General features: G+C 72.6%; 14 protein-coding genes and 1 pseudogene. 11 read left to right on the top strand and 4 right to left on the bottom strand.

The annotated features are described in order from the left end of the window. The 3 genes from ACWCO3_RS21435 to ACWCO3_RS21425 form a co-directional block, all read right to left on the bottom strand. A partial coding sequence (locus ACWCO3_RS21435; RefSeq protein WP_450011629.1) for an ATP-binding protein occupies positions 1–2821 on the bottom strand: 2821 nt, incomplete at its 3' end. 70 nt (positions 2822–2891) lie between these two features. Further along, complete coding sequence (locus ACWCO3_RS21430) at positions 2892–3254, bottom strand: hypothetical protein (protein WP_053654782.1); 363 nt, start codon at positions 3252–3254, stop codon at positions 2892–2894. Positions 3255–3267: 13 nt separating this feature from the next. Beyond that, on the bottom strand, positions 3268–3582 hold the full coding sequence (locus ACWCO3_RS21425; RefSeq protein ID WP_030327982.1) for a hypothetical protein: 315 nt from the start codon (positions 3580–3582) through the stop codon (positions 3268–3270). Positions 3583–3938: 356 nt separating this feature from the next. Between ACWCO3_RS21425 and folP the strand changes: the two genes are divergently transcribed. The 7 genes from folP to ACWCO3_RS21390 all read left to right on the top strand — a co-directional run bounded on the left by folP (position 3939) and on the right by ACWCO3_RS21390 (position 8537). Then, a complete protein-coding gene (gene folP / locus ACWCO3_RS21420) occupies positions 3939–4841 on the top strand; it encodes a dihydropteroate synthase (protein WP_357840871.1) in 903 nt (300 codons plus the stop codon). Next, positions 4838–5206 carry a dihydroneopterin aldolase gene (gene folB, locus ACWCO3_RS21415; protein ID WP_278142987.1) on the top strand — a complete coding sequence of 123 codons (369 nt, stop codon included), beginning with the start codon at positions 4838–4840 and terminating at the stop codon, positions 5204–5206. Before folP ends, folB begins: the two co-directional genes overlap by 4 nt. Continuing rightward, positions 5203–5730 (top strand): 2-amino-4-hydroxy-6-hydroxymethyldihydropteridine diphosphokinase, encoded by a 528-nt coding sequence (gene folK / locus ACWCO3_RS21410; RefSeq protein WP_145778598.1) that lies wholly within the window; start codon positions 5203–5205, stop codon positions 5728–5730. The genes folB and folK overlap by 4 nt, the downstream gene beginning before the upstream one ends. Positions 5731–5749: 19 nt before the next feature. Beyond that, entirely contained in the window at positions 5750–6280 is a 531-nt protein-coding gene (locus ACWCO3_RS21405; RefSeq protein WP_358163362.1) for a DUF3180 domain-containing protein, read from the top strand. A gap of 118 nt (positions 6281–6398) precedes the next feature. Next, on the top strand, positions 6399–7613 hold the full coding sequence (locus tag ACWCO3_RS21400) for an ABC transporter permease (RefSeq protein ID WP_450011625.1): 1215 nt from the start codon (positions 6399–6401) through the stop codon (positions 7611–7613). A gap of 58 nt (positions 7614–7671) precedes the next feature. Further along, a complete protein-coding gene (locus tag ACWCO3_RS21395) occupies positions 7672–7980 on the top strand; it encodes a hypothetical protein (RefSeq protein WP_088987292.1) in 309 nt (102 codons plus the stop codon). A 125-nt stretch (positions 7981–8105) separates the two neighbouring features. Beyond that, on the top strand, positions 8106–8537 hold the full coding sequence (locus ACWCO3_RS21390; protein ID WP_358163364.1) for a hypothetical protein: 432 nt from the start codon (positions 8106–8108) through the stop codon (positions 8535–8537). A 54-nt stretch (positions 8538–8591) separates the two neighbouring features. On the opposite strand, the gene ACWCO3_RS21385 is transcribed toward ACWCO3_RS21390, so the two are convergent. Further along, on the bottom strand, positions 8592–9596 hold the full coding sequence (locus ACWCO3_RS21385; protein WP_145778601.1) for an ABC transporter ATP-binding protein: 1005 nt from the start codon (positions 9594–9596) through the stop codon (positions 8592–8594). A 2-nt stretch (positions 9597–9598) separates the two neighbouring features. Here ACWCO3_RS21385 and ACWCO3_RS21380 point away from each other — a divergent pair, with 2 nt between their 5' ends. The 4 genes and pseudogenes from ACWCO3_RS21380 to ACWCO3_RS21365 all read left to right on the top strand — a co-directional run. After that, entirely contained in the window at positions 9599–10285 is a 687-nt protein-coding gene (locus tag ACWCO3_RS21380) for an ABC transporter permease (RefSeq protein ID WP_145778602.1), read from the top strand. Next, complete coding sequence (locus ACWCO3_RS21375) at positions 10282–11022, top strand: ABC transporter permease (RefSeq protein ID WP_145778603.1); 741 nt, start codon at positions 10282–10284, stop codon at positions 11020–11022. Before ACWCO3_RS21380 ends, ACWCO3_RS21375 begins: the two co-directional genes overlap by 4 nt. A gap of 209 nt (positions 11023–11231) precedes the next feature. Next, positions 11232–12236 (top strand): glycine betaine ABC transporter substrate-binding protein, encoded by a 1005-nt coding sequence (locus ACWCO3_RS21370; protein WP_450011622.1) that lies wholly within the window; start codon positions 11232–11234, stop codon positions 12234–12236. A 106-nt stretch (positions 12237–12342) separates the two neighbouring features. Next, positions 12343–13583: pseudogene (locus ACWCO3_RS21365) on the top strand (hypothetical protein); the annotation flags it as partial.

Raw genomic sequence — 13583 nt, 5'->3', positions numbered from 1 at the left:
TGGTGATCACGGTGAGTGCGGCGTCGGCGCCGAGCAGCCCTTCCGGGGGACGGCCGAAGAAGAGCATGGCCAGGGGCATCTCGGCCGTGTCCAGCAGGAGGTTGGCCAGTTCCTTGCCGGCGTCGTCGTCGAGGCGCCCGAGGCAGCTCACGACGTCGTCGAGGGTGGACGTCTCCTCGGCGGGAACCTGGCGGACGGCGTGCCGGAACAGGGTGGCGGTGGACGCCTCCCTGGCCACCTGCGGCGGAACGAGCATCATGCAGATGTCCTGGACCAGCATCCGCCGCTCGGCCCGCGCGTTGGAGACCGCGATCTCGAACTCGCGGTCACCGGCGGCCCCGGTGCCGAACTCGGTGCGCAGCGGCGTCGGGATGAGCGAGTAGGGCGCCAGGGTGCCGTGCTCCGAGCCGGTCAGGTTCAACACCCGGGAGTACGGCCGCAGCTCGGGCATCGAGCAGAGGCGGGCCAGCGGCCCGGACGGGTCGAGCAAGGTCACCTGGACACCCCTGCGGGCGGCCAGGTAACCCAGGGCGCCGAGCAGTGTCGACTTGCCACCACCCGGTTCGGCGACGAAGACCGCGAGGCCGGAGCGTTCCCGGACCTCCATGGGGAAGTGTAGGTCGAGGAAGACCGGGCGGCGGCAGGTGCCGGCGGTCCGACCGATCAGGTCGCCGCGCCGGTCGCCCACGTTCGATGCGGCCTGGGGGAGCGCGGCTGCGAGCAACGGCACCGGCATACGCCGGACGTACCCGGTGTTGGCGATCGGCTCGCCGGGGATGAACTCGCGGGCCAGCCAGTCCTGGTTCTTCGGGTGTTGCAGCGAGATGCGCAGTTCCCGGGAGTAGAGCTGGATGAGCCGGCGGGCCCGTTCCAGGCATTCCTCCCTGGTCCGGCCGCCGACAGCGATCCGGTGCCAGCCGTGTGCACGGGCCGAGTCGACCGGCAGGCCGGTGGTCATCTCGTCGCCGATGACCAGCGCGCGCTTGGCGAGCCGCTCCAGCTCCGGGGGTGCGTCGATGCCGTGCTCGGCGTAGTCGAGCTGTTGCGAGCGGATCATCCGCAGCCGGTGTTCGAGGTTACGGAAGGAGTCGCCGGAGCCGAGGATGTCGACGCGGGTGGAGATCTCCATCGGCCAGGGCAGCCGCTCGTGGAAGTGCAGCCAGGGCTCGTGCCGTTCCGGGATCTCCAGCGGCTCCATCCGGCCGACCGCGAGCACGGCCACGTGCCGTTCCTCGCCGGTCATCCGGTTGACCAGCTTGACGGTCGAGCCGTACGGGGTGCGGTAGCGCTCCACCTGCTCGGTCAGGGCGAGCAGGTCACCGCGTTCCCAGCGCCCGTCGGTGACCGGCGAGAGGGTGCCGGGGGGTGCCATGCACAGTGCCACCGAGCGGTAGAGCAACCATTCCAACTCCTGTGCGGTGACCCGTCGGCCCCGCATGCCGAAGGCACCGAGCACCTCGTCGAACTGTTCGACGGTGCGGCCTAGCTTGCGGCGTTCGCCCTCGGCGGTGCCGCGACCGAAGGTGCGCAGCATCCGTTCGGTGAGGGAGTCGCCGAGGGACCGGCGGGCGAAGGTGACGCCCAGGTAGGTCTGGCCCTCGGCGTGGTTGACCGCCATCAGGTGCCGTTGGGCGGCGACCAGGTGATCGGCCCAGCCGGTGGTGCCGGGAACGTCGGCGAGCGGTGCGGCGGTATGGGCGTCGATGGTGCGTGCCCACTCGTCGGCGGGGAATGGCCGGGTGGTGCGGCGGAGGTGCAGCCGGAAGCCGGCGAGGCCGGCGTACTGCTCGGAGATCGCCGACAGGAGCGCCTCGCGTTCGGCGTCCGGCCGGAATGCCCAGCGGACCTCGGGCAGCCAGTACCAGGCGGTGACCGTGTTGGGGGTGAAGGTGAGGTGACCGGCGATCTCGGTGATGGCCAGTTCGACCGAGGGGTCCCGATCGCCGAACTTGATCTTCGGCGCGCGGATGCGGGTCGGCTTCGTCGGACGGTCCTGGCGGCTGGCGGCGCGTCCCCGGGGCGGGGCGACCTCCTTGCCGACTCCCTTGGGCCGATCCGCGCCATTGGCGCGGCGTTGGGGCCGCTCCAGAGCTGGCCGGTCCATCGGAGTGGCGCTGGCCGGATGCTCGACGGGGGCGGTTGGCCGATCTGCCGGTGGGGTGGGGGCCGGAGGTCGTTCCACAGGTGCCGTCGGTCGACCCGACGTCGCCGTCGGCCGGGCGGGTGGCGTGCTCTCGGGTGGGCGGGTCGCCGGACCGAGGGGCCTCGACACCGGTGCGCCCTCGGCGACCGGGTGGGGCTCGTCGGTCGGCCGGAGCATCGGCAGTCGATCGCCGGCCTGGTGCGGCACCCGCGACTCGTTGCCCGGGTAGCCGCCGTGCCGAGGCTCGACGCGCCGGCCGCCGTTGCCGGGCTGGTCGTCGGGGGTCCACGGTGGTTCCAGTTCGGGAACCGGTCGAGCTGGTGTCGGACCGGCCGCAGGCGGTTGCTGCTGCGGGATCGCCACCTGCTCCCGTGTGCTCGGGCCGGCCGAGACGGCTCGTTGGCCGGGCCGGGAGCCACCGAACAGGTCCAGGAAGGGCGAGTCGATGTCGGCGTTCTCGCCGGCGGAGACCGCGCTCGGCTCGGCGGGGGGCGTCCGACGAGGGACCGGGCGGGGCGCCTGGAACACACCGACCGCGCCGTGGCCGGGCGACGTCACCAACGCGGGATCGAGCGCGACCTCGTCCTCGTCGTCGGTGTAGTCGAATGACTGCGCACGGTGACCTGCCGGCACGGCCGGGCGGCCGGCCGGGGGACCCGGCGTGGACGAGCGACTCATGCGACCGCCCTACCGACTGTCGACACCCTGCTGCCCGCCTGCTGCGGTGGACCAATCGGCGTACGCCCGGTCATGCCAGCTCCTCCCGGATCCTGATCCGGCTGCCGACCAGACGCGGATCGCGCTGCTCGACCGCCGGCTCCCGGGTGCGTCGCCAGTCGGTCAGCGCGGTGCGGATGACCACCCGCGCCGGCCGATCGGGGTCGACGTGCCGGAAGATGAACGACGTGGTCACGATGGCGAGCGCGATCTCCCAGGCTGGGAAGAGCTCGACCGTCAACGTGAACAGCCAGTGGATGAACATGTAGAGGGGGACCAGCAGCATGAAGAGCCCGTACTGGGCGTAGGGCAGGTGGACCGGAAGGGTGTAACCGGGCGGCCCGAGGTAGACCAGGCGGGCCCGGTAGATGTCGTCGTCGGTGCGCAGCCGCATCTGGTGAACGCGCCTATTCGAAGATCAGGTCGATCAGGTAATCGCCGACGAAGAAGAGCGTTGCCGCGCCAGCGATGAAGGCGAGGCCGACGATGGCGATCGCGGAGCTGGTCAGCACCTTGGAGATCTCGCCCCGGCTGGCACGACCGATGAAGATGACGCCGAGGACGGCGAGCAGGATCGGCGCGATCTTGCTGGCGAAGAAGGTGACGACACTGTTGGTGTCGATCCCCTTCGGTGCCGGCTCGGCGAGCGGAGCCGACGCCAGGGTGGAGAGCGCGTGGGCGACGCCGGACGACGCCGTCTCCATGAGCTCGAAGGCGATCACTGGAACCTCCCCATAGCGCGGCCGGCGGTGCCGCTGCGGTGCAATAGGCGAACCTGGCGGGAAAAGTGCTCCACAGGGCGCAGCGTTCTTGACCCTGTGTTCGTTACTCACCACAGAGCGTGGCGAGGTTTGGGCGGTTTTCCCCCGCTTCGGCCCTCCCTCCAAGCTTCGCCATCTCGATGCTGGCCAATTCCAAAGCGTACGGGCCGCCCCGGATTGCGACAAGCCGCGAAGGGCCTGCCCGATGCTGCCCGAATGACCGATCGTACACCTGTTCTAACGAGCACGTCAGGGGTGGTGGTGCGAGGCCGACCCGGGTCGGCGGGCACCGCTGCCGCGACCGGTACCGTCTAGTCGTGACCGATCTGGTGCGGGCTCCGGGCCCGGTGGTGATGGGCGTCCTCAACGTCACACCGGACTCCTTCTCCGACGGCGGACGGTACGCCGACCTCGACGCCGCCGTCGGACACGGCGTCCGTCTGCGCGACGCTGGCGCGCACCTGGTGGACATCGGCGGCGAGTCGACCCGCCCGGGTGCCGAGCGGATCGACGCCGCCACCGAGGTCGATCGGGTGTTGCCGGTCATCCGGGAGCTGACCGCCGCCGGCGTCGTGGTCAGCATCGACACCAGCCGAGCACGGGTGGCGGAGGCCGCCCTGGCCGCTGGCGCAGCGGTGGTCAACGACGTCTCCGGCGGGCTCGCCGACCCGGACATGGCCCGCGTGGTCCGTGACGCGGACTGTCCCTGGGTGTTGATGCACTGGCGGGGCCACTCCCGTCAGATGCGTGAGCTGGCGACCTACACCGACGTGGTGGCCGATGTGCGGGCCGAGCTGACCCAACGCGTCGACGCGGCGCTGGCCGCCGGGGTGGCCGCCGAGCGCCTCGTCGTCGACCCCGGCCTCGGCTTCGCCAAGACGGCCGCGCACAACTGGGAGCTCAGCGCCCGACTGCCGGAGCTGCTGGACCTCGGCTACCCGCTGCTCTTCGGCGCCAGCCGCAAGTCGTACCTCGGCGGACTGCTCGCCGCCCCGGACGGCACGCCCCGGCCGACCGCCCAGCGGGAGGCGGCGACAGTGGCCACCAGTGTGCTGGCGGTCGCCGCCGGCGCCTGGGGCGTACGCGTGCACGACGTGCAGGCCACCACCGACGCGCTCGCCGTCTGGGTCGCGACCGGCAGCCCGCGCCTGACCGCCACGCCCGGCCAGGAACAGGTGGTCCAGGCCCGAGAGACCCAGCAGCAGGAGGCACGGCGATGAGCACGGACCGGATCCAGCTGACCGGCCTGCGGGCTCGTGGCCGGCACGGGGTGTACGACTTCGAGCGGGCGCAGGGGCAGGACTTCGTCGTCGACGCCGTCCTGGAGATGGACCTCGCACCGGCCGCCGCCAGCGACGACGTCACCGACACCGTCCACTACGGGGAGTTGGCCGAACGCCTGGTCGCCGTGGTGACCGGTGAGCCGGTCAACCTGATCGAGACTCTCGCGGACCGCCTCCTCGCCGTCTGCCTGGCCGACGAGCGGGTCGCCACCGCCACGATCACCGTCCACAAACCGGAGGCGCCGGTGCCGCACACCTTCACCGACGTGGCCGTCACCATGACCCGGACGCGGGCCCGATGACCAGGGCCGTCTTGTCGCTGGGCAGCAACCTGGGCGACCGTCTGGAACACCTGCGCACGGCCGTCGCCACGCTCGGCGACGCCGTACTCGTGCTCTCCGGGGTGTACGAGACTCCACCGTGGGGCGACGCCGACCAGCCCGCGTACCTCAACGCGGTGGTGCTGGTCCAGGACGGGAGCGCGACCCCGCGCGACTGGCTGGAGCGGGCCCGGGACGCGGAGCGCGCGGCCGGGCGCGTGCGTGACCCGCAGCGGCGGTTCGGCCCGCGCACCCTCGACGTGGACGTGATCGCCGTGTGGGGTGACGACGACGAGCCGGTGCTCAGCGACGACCCGGAGCTGACCCTGCCGCATCCGCGAGCGCACCTGCGCGCGTTCGTGTTGCGACCGTGGATCGACATCCAGCCATACGGTCGGCTGCCCGGTCACGGGTGGCTGACCGACCTGCTGACCACCGGTCCCGCGGCGGACGAGGCGCTGGAACTGCGTCCCCGACCGGAGTTGGCGTTAGAGTCGACGGCATGACCGAGCGGAGCCGGCCGGCATGACGCAGGCGAAGTCCCCACCACCGGGCCCGGATCGGTCCCGGATGGGCCCCACCCGGATCTCGACCCTCGTCGTGGCCGCCCTGGCCGCGGCGGCGGTTGCCTGGCTGCTGATCAGCAGCCTCTACTACAGCGGCATCCCCCGGCTGCCCTGGCTGCCGGTGGTGACGCTGGCCGGGCTGGCGGTGCTCGAGGCGTACGCCGCGATCAACACCCGGGGCCGGATCGAGCGCAAGCCCGGCCGGGACCCGGTCAACCCGCTGCTGGTCGCCCGTTTCGTGGTGCTGGCCAAGGCGTCGGCACTGGCTGCGGCCATTTTCGCCGGTTTCTACGCGGGGCTCACCGGGTGGCTCTTCGTGGAGACCACCCGTGCCGCCATGGACGATCGTCCGGCGGCGGGCGGAGGACTGCTCGCCTCGCTGGCTCTGGTCGGTGCCGCGCTGTGGCTGGAGCGCTCCTGCCGGGTGCCGGAGCGTCCGGACGACGACCGCGAGCAGGACCCACGGGACAGCCGCCCCGGCCAGCGCTGAGCAGGGGGTTACGCCCGGCTGCGGGCGCGGGTACGGTGCCTGCGATCGGGGAGCAAGGGCCACCCACGGTTCGTCCGCGCGCCGGACCGGGGACGGCCGGCCACTGGGAGGCGGCGTCATGGGGTACGAAGAAGTGGGCCGGGAACGGTCGGCGGAACCCTCGTCCGGGGTGCCCGCCGCCGTACTGGAGAACGTCTTCGACGACCCCACCCATGGTGAACCCGGCCGGGACCGGATCGGCGTACATCTGGGGTGGGAGCTCCTGCTGTTGGCCGGGCTGGCTGCCCTGGGCTGGCTGCTCTGGCAGGACGATCCGGCCGCTCTGCGCGGCGGCAACCTGCGGACGTTGCTGGTGGCCGCGGTCGGATTGGGACTGCTCGCGCTGGCCGCCGGGCTGAGCCTGCGTACGGCGGCACCGAACCTGGCCGTGGGGCCGATCGCCGTCGCCGCTGCCCTGCACTACGCCGAGCAGGGCGATCGGGGTCTGCTGGCGTCGGTCGGCCCGGCCGTGGCGATCGCCGCGCTCGGCGGGCTCGCGCTGGCGCTGGTCGTGGTGGTGCTGCACGTGCCTGGCTGGGCTGCCAGCCTGGCCGGCGCGGCCGGCGTGGTGGTGTACATCGAACGGCGTTCGGCGCCCGTGCTGGTGCAGGGCGACTACGACCCGGGGCGCAGCGCCGGATACCTCTTCGCCGGCTTCGCCGCGGTGGCCGTCCTCGGCGGGTTGTTCGGTGCCATCCGGGCCATCCGGCGGCTGGTCGGCAGGTACCGGCCGATATCCGACCCGGCCCGACGGCGGGGCACGCTGGCCGCCGTGGTCACCGCTGTCGCGTTGGTCGGTTCCAGCGTGCTGGCGGCCCTCGCCGGTGTGCTGCTCGCGGCGAACGGCCCCGAACTCGTCGCGCCCACCTCGGGCCTCGACTGGACGGTGCTGGCGGTGGGGGTGACCCTGCTCGCGGGCACCAGCGCCTACGGCCGACGGGGCGGCGTGTTCGGCACGCTGCTTGCGGTCGGTGTGGTCACCCTCTTCCAGACGTACGCGCCGGAGCGCGGTTGGACGCTGAGCAACTGGGCGGTCGGTGGGGCGGTGCTCGGCGTCGGACTGCTGGTCACCCGGCTGGTCGAGACGTTCGGACGACCCCGGCCGGGCAGCATCGACAAGCCCGAGCCGGTCAACGACGGCACGATCAGCACGGGCTGGACCATGCCGCAGTCCCAACCGGTCGACAACTGGCCCCCGACGCTGCCGACTCCCGCCGCGCCCCAACCGGTCGACCCGTGGCGGGATCCGCGTTGGGAGGACGGCCCGCGCCGCTGGGACACCGACGAGCGGTGACAGGCGTCGCGTCGCGTCCGCCGAGCCGGGGCTGATCTCGACGGTTAGGCTCGGCGGCATGACCGACACACCTGCCGCCACCCCCGGCGGAACCTCCTTCGAGGAGCTTGACGCGTTGCCCACCGAGGAGCTGCGGGAGCGGGCGTTCGCCCTGGCCCGGGAGCGTCGCGACGTCGGGTTCTACTGGTCGGTGATACGACACCTGCCGAACGCGGACGAGGCCACGGTCCTGGACGGCGCGCCGAACTCGATCGGCCCGACGATCGACGAGGCCAACGCGCTGTGGCGGGAGCTGACCGGTCACGGGTACGAGGAGTCGGCGCCGTTGCTGCGGGCCGCCTTCATCGACTACCTGATGAAGCACTGAGCCGCTCGGGGCAGCCCAGGTCGGCCCGAGCTACCGGTTCGGGGTCTGGGCGTTTCGCGTCGCTCCTGCACCGTTCTGGTCCGGTCGGTCGTTACGGCACGGCGGCCGGCACCGGCGCGCTCGCCGTGTTGCTGCTGGTCGGCATCGCTGGCAGCCCGGCTTTCACCGGCTGGGCCGCCACGCAGACCGACCCGCAGTCCGCCGCTGCGTTCTACGTGCGCCTGCTCGCGTGGCCGGCGTGGCGGCTCGACGCGGACGGGCAGGCCGGCGGGTTGTTCGCCGCCGACCTGCGAGCCGTGCTGGTGGTGGTCCTCGCTGTGGGTCTGCTCTACCTGCTGCCCGCCGCCCAGGTGGCCCGGGTGCCCGGCTCGATCAGCCAGTTCTTCTCCGGCTGGGCCGCGTACGTGCTGGCCGCCGGGCTCGCGGCCGTGCTCGCGGCGCTGCTCGGCCCCACCCCGTCCCTGCTGGGCGCCATGCAGGACGCCAGCACGGGTGCCGGCTACGGCTTCCTCACCGGCTGGATCATCGGCACCGCCAGCCTCGGCGGCCGCGCCTGACCCGACGCCGGCCAGCCCGGGACTGGTCGGCCCGGAGGCCCGGTCGGCGTCGGGTCAGTTCGTCGTGCGGCCGAGGTCGAGCAGGCGCTGTCGGGTGAGCGTGCCCACCGGCCGCCCGGCGTCGGTCACCACGAGCTGGTCCCGCCCCGAGGTGAGCAGCACCGCCAACGCGTCGTACGCGGAGCCGTCCAGTGCGACGGTGGGCAGGTCGGCCGCAGCGTCGCCGGACACCGGCTCCAGTGACTCCAGGTCGAGTGGGGTGACCGCCAGCCGGCGGATGCCCCGGTCGGCGCCGACGAACTCGCGTACGAATGGGGTGGCGGGCGCGCCGAGCAACGCGGCCGGCGTGTCGTACTGCTCCAGGTGCCCGCCCCCGGAGAGCACAGCGATCCGGTCGCCGAGCCGGACGGCCTCGTCGAGGTCGTGGGTGACCAGCACGATCGTCTTGCGGACCTCTGCCTGGAGGCGGAGGAACTCCTCCTGGAGGCGGGCCCGCACGATCGGGTCGACGGCTGAGAACGGCTCGTCCATCAGCAGGACCACCGGGTCGGCGGCGAGGGCACGCGCCACCCCGACCCGCTGCCGCTGGCCGCCGGACAGTTCGTTCGGGTAGCGACCGCCGAACTGGGTCGGGTCCAGCCCGACCAGGTCGAGCAGTTCGTCGACCCGCGCCTTCGTCCGGCTCTTGGGCCATCGGAGCAGCCCCGGCACGGTGGCCACGTTGGCCCGGACCGTCTGGTGTGGAAAGAGGCCGACGTTCTGGATCACGTACCCGATTCGGCGGCGTAGCCGCACCGGGTCGACGTCGGTGACGTCCTCGTCGCCGAGCATGATCCGGCCGTCGGTCGGCTCGATCAGACGATTGATCATGCGCAGCACTGTCGACTTGCCGCAGCCGGACGGGCCGATCAGCACCACCAGCTCGCCGGCCCGGACGTCCAGGCTGAGGTCCCGGACGGCCTCGGTGCCGTTCGGGTAGCGCTTCTGGATGCCCTGCAGGGAGATTGACGCCGCACGAGGGGATTCGGCCACGTCGGCAGCCTCCGGGGTAACGTCCACGTATGTCCTTCCGCCTGAGCTACCGGGCCGACCCGGGTAACCCCTGGTTCTCCTGGCAGTACGTGCGGGACAACTCTGACACGATCCTCGCCGCGGTGCGCGAACACGCCTCCCTCACCGGGCGCGCGGTGTTGATCGCGGTGCTGATCGCCCTGCCGCTGTCCGTTCTGGCGTACTGGTTCCGTCCGCTCGCGGGGCCGATCCTCGCCGTCAGCGGGGTCGTCTACACCATCCCGTCGTTGGCGCTCTTCGCGTTCATCGCCCCCTACCTGGGCACCGGTACGACGACGGTGCTGGTCGGGCTCGTCCTCTACGCGCTGCTGCTGATTGTGCGCAACATGGTGGCCGGGCTCAACCAGGTGCCTCCGGAGGTCGGCGAGGCCGCCGAGGGCATGGGCTACGGGCGGTGGGGCCGGCTGTTCCGGATCGACCTGCCACTGGCCCTGCCGGGCATCGTGACCGGCGTCCGGCTGGCGACCGTCTCGACGGTGGCGTTGGTCACGGTCGGGGTGCTGGTCGGGCACGGCGGTCTCGGGCAGTTGATCTTCGCGGGCTTCCAGAACAACCTCTACAAGGCCGAGATCATGACCGCCGCGCTGCTGTGTGTGGCGCTCGCGGTAGTGCTCGACCTGCTGCTCGTCCTGGTCGCCCGACTGGTGACCCCCTGGTCCACCCGGAGGGCACGGTGAGCGTCGCGGAGAACCCGATCAGCCAGGCCATCGTCTGGATCAACGACCCGCTGAACTGGACCAACCCCGGGGGCATGCTGGACCGCCTCGGCGAGCACCTGACCATCTCCGCCCTGGCGGTGGCGCTCGGCTGCCTGGTGGCCTGGCCGCTCGGCCTCTGGCTCGGGCACGTCGGTCGGGGTGGCGGCCTGGTGGTGCTGGTGTCGAACGCCACACTGGCGATCCCCACCCTGGCGCTGCTGACCATCCTGCCGGTGGTCTTCGCCAGCGGCTTCGGGCGTACGCCGGTCGTGGTGGCGCTGGCCGTCTTCGCCGTGCCACCGCTGCTCGCCAACGCGTACACCGGGGTGCGGCAGGTGGACCCGGAGACCCGCGACGCGGCCCGGGGGATGGGCCTGTCCGGCGGGCAGCTGCTGCGTCGCGTCGAGCTGCCGCTCGCGGTGCCCTACCTGGCGGCCGGTTTCCGGACAGCCGCGGTCCAGGTGATCGCGACGGCGGCGCTGGCGTCCTTCGTCAACGGTGGTGGCCTCGGTCAGATCATCCGGACCGGCTTCGGCATCGGTATCGCGGCCGGCGGCGGGCAGATCGTCGCCGGCGGTGTGCTGGTGGCCGGCCTGGCGCTGCTGGCCGAGGTCGTTCTGGGGGGCGTCGAACGGCTGGTCACCCCACGTCCACTGCGGCGCGGGCGGCAGGGCGCGGCCCGGCCCCGGCCAGCCGACGCCACCGGACGCGCCTGACCCGCTGACTCGTCCGGGTGAGCCCCGCGTCGAGCGGGCGGCCGACGGTGGGCCGATCGGTGACGATGCGGTGACGAAGTCCACCTCAGGTTGTCGGTCGCTTCCGGACCATGTTGGGTGGATATTCGCGGGCGGCCGACAGTCAGGATCGCCCGTCGGACACGCGGCCGGCCCGAGACGGGTCGCGCCGGGACACGGAAGGCGGGCACATGCGCGCACGCACACGTCTGGCCATCGGCGCGGTCAGCGCCGTCGCCGGGGCGGCACTCCTCACCGGCTGCGGTGGTGCCGGCTCGTCCGGCACCGACGCACCCGCAACCGGTGCCTCCGGCGCCGGCTGCGCCCCGGTCGCCGGTCAGCAGCTCATCGCCCTGCAGGACGACAAGAAGCTCCAGAACTCCGACAACGTCATCCCGGCGGTCAACAGCAAGGCCGCCAACCCGCAGCTGATCGCCGCACTGGACAAGGTCTCCGCGGCGCTGGACACCCCGAAGCTGATCCAGCTCAACAAGGCCGTGAACGACGAGCGTAAGACCCCGAAGGTGGCGGCCGAGGAGTTCGCGACGGCCAACAACCTCACCGCGGGCATCGCCAAGGGCCCGGGCGGCGACATCACGGTGGGGGCCGGCAACTTCGCCGAGAGCCAGATCCTGGGCGAGCTGTACCGGATCGCGCTCACCGCCGCCGGCTACCAGGTCAAGGTGCAGCAGATCGGCAACCGGGAGCTCTACGAGCCGGCGCTGGAGAAGGGCGAGATCCAGGTCGTCCCGGAGTACGCGGCGACGATGGCCGAGTTCCTCAACACGAAGGCCAACGGTCAGAACGCCCAGCCGGTCTCCTCGCCGGACATCAACACGACGGTGACCGCGCTTAAGGCCGAGGGCGACAAGGCAGGCATCACCTTCGGTGCCCCGGCCGCCGCGCAGGACCAGAACGCCTTCGCGGTGACCCAGGCCTTCGCCGACAAGTACGGCGTGCGCACCCTGTCCGAGCTGGCCGCGAAGTGCTCCGGCAGCGCGACGGTGCTGGGTGGCCCGCCGGAGTGCGAGCAGCGCCCGTTCTGCAAGCCCGGCCTGGAGAAGACGTACGGGCTGTCGGTGGGCAAGTTCTCCTCTCTGGACCAGGGCGGGCCGCTGACCAAGAGCGGTCTGCGCGACGGCTCCATCAGCGTGGGTCTGATCTTCTCGTCGGACGGCGCGTTCGCGACGAGTTGAGCATTTCCTGAGGTGCTGAGGACGCCCCCGCCCCGACCGGGCGGGGGCGTCCTCGCGTCCGGGACCCCGTTCCCTCCGGCGGATCTCCTCGGTAGGCTGCACAGCCATGCCAGCCCCGGCCACCCCTGACACCCGGCGTCAACCACCGCTGCTGACCATGCTCTTCTGGGCGGGCGTCGCCCTGGCGCCGGTGGCGGCACTGATCCTGCTGGTCGCCGACGGCAACGGCCCGCTGCGCTTCGCCGCGGTGCTCGCCATCGTCGCTGTGGTGCTGATCGGTCTCTCCATCGCGCTGCGCCCCGACGCGGAGGGCGCCTGGGCGCGGGCCGACGAGTTGCTGGAAGAAGTCGAGGAACTCCGCCGGGAATTGCGCGCCGAGATCGTGGCCGCAGCCCAGCGCGGTAACCAGGCGCTTGACCAGGCGCAACGGGCTCAGGAGGGGATCGGCGCGATCCGCCGCCGTCTCGACGCCAGCGGTGCCGCCCTCGCCGGTGCCGTTCCCGCTGGCGATCCGGCGGGTGCCGGGCGGGCGCGGGTGCCGGCCGGTGAGCCGCCCGTGGACGAGGTGCCGGTGGCCCGCAGCCGGGTCCAGGCGCCGGGTGACGCGCCAGCGGGCCGTGCCCGGGTCTCCGCCCCGGACGACGCACCCCGACGGGCTCGCCCCGAGCGGGTGGCCCACGACGAGTCGGCGTACCCGAGGGAGGCCGTCGAACCGCCGGCCGCCGCCGGGATGTACGGCGCGGAACGGTCGGCCGGCACCGCGTACGGCTCAGCCCGCCCCCGGGAGCACGACCGCCCCGAACCCGGACACCGGCCGGCCGGCGTCGTCCGGCACACCGAGACCGTGCACGTCACCACCCGGCACACGGTGGTGGACGGCGGGCACCCTGAGCCCGCAGCGCGCTACGGCGGCGGCGGGTACGCCGGGCAGTGGACCCCGCCGGCGCAGGAGTGGAGCCGGGGCGCCGAGCGGCGCACTCCGGACTTCGAGGAGAGCGAGTCGGGCTGGACGGGCCGCCCTGACGAGCCGGAGTGGACCGATCCGCGCGACGCGTACGCCCACGCCGACGAGTCTGCTGTGGCCCGGTCGCATCGCACGCCGGAGGGGCCCGCCTCACGCTCCTGGGACAGCCCCGACGATCGCGGCTGGTCGGAGCAGCGTGACCGGGCGAACGCCGCCGCGCCGCAGTCCGGGCCACCGCTGCGGGCAGACGACACCGGTGAGTACTGGTCGCAGTTGCGGGCCGGTGACCGGTGGGCCGCCGTCCGCGACGACGAGAACGGCCGTGAGCTGCGGGTCGGCGAGCGCAGGGCCGAGGTGCACGCCGACGCCAGCGGTACCGAATA

The organism is Micromonospora sp. NPDC002411 (assembly GCF_053592955.1).
Note: the sequence above shows the minus strand (reverse complement) of the source record. Positions and strands in the feature narration are given on the sequence as shown.

Bases quoted from the DNA above. Each gene is read 5' to 3' on its own strand.
- ACWCO3_RS21405 (WP_358163362.1), top strand. From the start codon at position 5,750: ATGACGCAGGCGAAGTCCCCACCACCGGGCCCGGATCGGTCCCGGATG.
- ACWCO3_RS21380 (WP_145778602.1), top strand. From the start codon at position 9,599: ATGTCCTTCCGCCTGAGCTACCGGGCCGACCCGGGTAACCCCTGGTTC.
- folK (WP_145778598.1), top strand. From the start codon at position 5,203: ATGACCAGGGCCGTCTTGTCGCTGGGCAGCAACCTGGGCGACCGTCTG.
- ACWCO3_RS21400 (WP_450011625.1), top strand. From the start codon at position 6,399: ATGGGGTACGAAGAAGTGGGCCGGGAACGGTCGGCGGAACCCTCGTCC.
- ACWCO3_RS21370 (WP_450011622.1), top strand. From the start codon at position 11,232: ATGCGCGCACGCACACGTCTGGCCATCGGCGCGGTCAGCGCCGTCGCC.
- folB (WP_278142987.1), top strand. From the start codon at position 4,838: ATGAGCACGGACCGGATCCAGCTGACCGGCCTGCGGGCTCGTGGCCGG.
- ACWCO3_RS21430 (WP_053654782.1), bottom strand. From the start codon at position 3,254: ATGCGGCTGCGCACCGACGACGACATCTACCGGGCCCGCCTGGTCTAC.
- ACWCO3_RS21395 (WP_088987292.1), top strand. From the start codon at position 7,672: ATGACCGACACACCTGCCGCCACCCCCGGCGGAACCTCCTTCGAGGAG.